The sequence below is a fragment of the Pseudonocardia sp. ICBG601 genome (assembly GCF_020496245.1).
On the sequence record NZ_JAHLJA010000143.1, the window covers coordinates 1 to 3962 of the forward strand.

Genomic DNA, 3962 nt, shown 5'->3' on the forward strand with positions numbered 1-3962 from the left:
GCTGCGCGAGACGACGAAGCGCGACTGGTCCACCACCGTGCTCGGCACGCGGATGTCCGCTCCGCTGCTGCTCGCGCCGGTCGGCGTGCTGTCGATCGTGCACCCTGAGGGCGAGCTCGCGGTCGCGCGGGCGGCCGCGGAGGCCGGTGTGCCGATGGTGCTGTCCACGGCGTCGTCGAACACTCTCGAAGACGTCGCCGCGGCCAACACCGGGACGACGGGGACGGGCAGCGGTGGTTCAGCTGTACTGGCCCACCGAGGACGCCGTGACCGTCAGCATCCTCGACCGGGCCCGCGCCGCCGGCTACACGACGCTCGTCGTCACGCTCGACACGTGGACGCTGGGCTGGCGGCCGGTCGACCTCGACCAGGGCCTACCTGCCGTTCCTGCGCGGCGTCGGCACCGCCATCCCGTTCTCCGACCCGGCGTTCCGCGGCGGGTCTCGCGACGCGCCCCGAGGACGACCTGATGGCGGCCGTCGGCCGGTGGGTCCCGATGTCACCGGCACGGCGCTGCGGTGGGACCGGCTCGACCTGCTGCGCGAGCACTGGGACGGCCCGATCGTGCTCAAGGGCGTCCAGCACGTCGACGACGCGCTGCGGGCCGTCGAGGCGGGCATGGACGGCGTCGTCGTCTCCAACCACGGCGGACGCCAGGTCGACCGCGCCGTCGGAGCGCTCGAGACGCTGCCCGCGATCGTCGCGGCCGTCGAGGGGCGGGCGAGCGTCCTCTTCGACTCCGGGATCCGCACCGGCGCGGACGTCGCCGTCGCCCTCGCGGCGGGCGCCGACGCCGTGCTGCTGGGCCCGTCCGTACGTCTACGGGCTCGCACTCGGCGGCGCCGAGGGCGTGCGGCACGTCGTGCGGTCCGTCCTCGCGGAGATGGACATCACCCTGGGCCTGTCGGGGGTCGCCGGACCTCACCCGGTTGCGGGAGGCCAGGGACCTCCTCTCCGTGCTCTCGTAGTGGGAGGTCGTGACGCTCTCGTGACCCGTTCGTGGCCCGGGTGCCGCTCCACCGGCACTCCGATGCCCTGGGTGATGCCATCATGGGGCGCGAGGACGTCCGTGCCGGTGGGTGCGGGCGGCCGAGGGGGGAACCGAGCGCTGGAGGCTGAGTGGAGGGGCTTGACCGCACTGGTCGCCGCTGTGCTCGGCGCCCTGCACAGCATGGGGCCCGGCCTGTGCCCGGGTCCGTGGGCGTGGGCCGTGTCGGCGTTCGGCGTCGGCGTGGGTCTGCTGCCGACCGTCGGTCTGGTGTTCGTCGCGCTCCTGCGCAGGCGCATCGGCTCGCGCTACGGCGTTCCCGAGTCGGCCGTCCTGATCGGCACGGGCGTGCTGACCGCCGGGCTGCTGCCGCTGCTCGCGTTCATCACCACCGGCAAGGTCTTCTCCACCGCGGCCGCCGGACAGCCGGTGCAGGGCCTCGGCCGGGCCGTCGAGTCCACGTTGAGCGTCGACCGCTGCTTCACCGGCTCCGCCGCGAGCTACCTCGGCGACGGGGCCGTCGCGCAGGCGTTCTCGCCGGGATCGCCGCTGGTCGCGGCCATCTCGGTGGTCCTCCTGCTGCTCGTCCCGATCGTCGCGAGCATGTTCGTCGCAGCCCAGGCCCGGATCGTGCTGCGGCGCGGCCCGCGCTGGCCGGGCAAGGCGTTCTGGATCCCGGTGCTGCCCTCGTCGTCGCCACCGCGGGCGTCCCGTCCGGCACGGCCGGACACCTGTGGCTGGGCATCGTCCGTCGGCGCGCTGATCGGCGTGCCGGTCGTCGCGCTCGCCGGGGTGCCGTCCCGGGAGACCGTCTCCCGGTCGCTCGCCGCCGGACGTCCCGACGCCCCGAGCGCCGCCACCGGCCGCCCACAGCGACCCGTGGGTCCGCCGTCGGCGGGATGCCGCGGCCCACCGGCCAGTCGGCCGCCCAACCGCCGCAGCGCTCCCAGGCCACCGGACGCCCGCCCATGCCGCAGCGCGGGGCGACCCAGAACTCGGCGTCCCACAGCCCGGCCTCGCAGAACCTGCCGCCGCACGGGACCACCCGCCGGATGGTGCCGCCCCCGCCGCAGCGGCCCGCCCCGCTGCTCGAGACCACCGCCGTCGCCGCCGCGGCCGGTCTGCCGCCGTCGCCCACCGTCCTGACCGGGCCGCGGTTCCGCGTGATCCGCAAGCTCGGCGCGGGCGGGTTCGGCGGCGTGTGGCTGGCCGAGGACGCCCGCCTGGGGCACCTCGTGGCGCTCAAGTCCGCGCACGCGACCGACGGCGGACACCGAGCAGCGCATCCTCCGCGAGGCGCAGGCGCTCGCCGCGATCCGCCACCCCAACTGCGCCCCGATCTACGACATAGTGCCCGCGCGCAGCGACGCCGGGCTGTCCGAGCTCGACGGCATGGTCATCGTCATGGGCTTCATCGACGGCACGTCGCTGGGCGAGATGGTGCGCACCCAGGGCATGCTCGACGACGTCGCCGCCGCCCGCGTGTGGTTCTCGCTGGCGGGCGCGCTCGACGCCGCCCACCGCCGCGCGGTGATGCACCGCGACGTGAAGCCCGGGAACGTGATCGTCGACGCGAGCGGGTTCGCGCACCTCATCGACTTCGGCATCGCCCGCAAGAGCGGCGACGCCACCCTCACCCAGGCCGGGTTCGTGCTCGGCACGCCCGACTTCCTCGCCCCCGAGGTCGCCTGCGGCGAGCGCGCGACAACCCGCGTCCGCGCCTGGCAGCTCGCGGCGACCGTCTCCTACGCGATGACGGGCCAGCCGCCGCGCGGCTCGCACCCCGACGCCGTCTCGGGTCTGCGCGCGGCCGCCGCGGGGGCCAAGCTCACGCACCTCCCGCAGCGCACCGCGCACTACAACCTTCTCCGCGCGTCGCTGGACACGCTGCCCGACCGCCGCCCGTCGCTTGCGACGGTGCAGCAGGTCCTGGGCGAGTGGCTGCGCCAGACCGGCGTGGCGCTCGACGGCCCGGTCACCTCGTCGAGCATGCGGCTCGACGCCGACCAGGCCCGCCGGTAGGTAGGCACTGCTGGAGGGCCCAGCGGCTGCTCAGCGGTAGTAGTGGCTGCCCTCCCGGCGCAGCGCGCGACGGTAGGCGAACGCGTCCCACTCGTCGGTGTCGGCGGCCGGGTCGTCCACGACGGGCTGGGACTCCTCCGCGACGGACGGAGCGGCCTGCGGTGCGCTGCTCGTCGGAGGGCGGTCGGCGGAGGGGCCTGGGCGGGAGCGGCGCCGTTCATGCCGCTCGCCTCCTCGGCCAGCATCCGCATCGCGCACGGCCACGCCGCGGCGTTGCCCGCCTCTCGGCACTCGCGGCAGCGTCCCTGGTCGTCCGGAACGTGCTCGGCGAGTGCCCGAGCGAGGAGATCGGGCATCGCAGCGAGCTGCGTAGCGAAGGACATCAGGCGATACCTCCCATGCGACGAGGGTAACCGGGGCCTCGCGCGCCTCCGGTGGGCCTCCGGACCAGCCCTAATGTGGTCGGGTGACCGACACGCGCGACGCCGACAACGCCGCGTGTGCGACTTTCCGGGGTCGACGCGGCACGGTCCGTAGCGCTCATCGGGATGGTCGCGACGCACCTGCTCCCGCTCGAGCGGGACGGCGGTCCGACCGTCGTCGCGCTGCTCTTCGACGGGCGCGCGTCGGCGCTGTTCGCGGTGCTCGCGGGCGTCGGGATCGCGCTCGGGACGGGCGGGCCGGACCGGCCGAGCAGGTCGGGCGAGCACGGTCGGGCCGCTGCCGGGCTCGTCGTGCGGGCGGTGCTCGTCGGCGTGCTGGGCCTCGTCGTCGCGACGCTGGAGCCGCCGCCGCTCGTGATCCTCCCGTACTACGGCCTGTTGTTCCTGGTGGCCGTGCCGCTGCTGGGGCTGCCCGCGCGGGTGCTCGGCGCCGGGGCGCTGGTCTGGTGCGTCGCGTCGCCCGTGATCAGCCAGGCCGTGCGGGACGGGCCGCGGGCGCCGGAGCAGGT

2 protein-coding genes and 2 pseudogenes are annotated in these 3962 nt (G+C 75.4%); all 4 read left to right on the forward strand.

Annotated elements, in window-relative coordinates; translation table 11 throughout:
* Nucleotides 1-910: pseudogene (locus tag KPL57_RS27605) on the forward strand (alpha-hydroxy-acid oxidizing protein); the annotation flags it as partial.
* Between the two features lie 219 nt (nucleotides 911-1129).
* A complete protein-coding gene (locus tag KPL57_RS27610; protein ID WP_226353716.1) occupies nucleotides 1130-2134 on the forward strand; it encodes a hypothetical protein in 1005 nt (334 codons plus the stop codon).
* 168 nt (nucleotides 2135-2302) lie between these two features.
* On the forward strand, nucleotides 2303-3010 hold the full coding sequence (locus tag KPL57_RS27615) for a serine/threonine-protein kinase (protein WP_308253045.1): 708 nt from the start codon (nucleotides 2303-2305) through the stop codon (nucleotides 3008-3010).
* 548 nt (nucleotides 3011-3558) lie between these two features.
* Nucleotides 3559-3962 (forward strand): annotated as a pseudogene (locus KPL57_RS27620) (hypothetical protein); the annotation flags it as partial.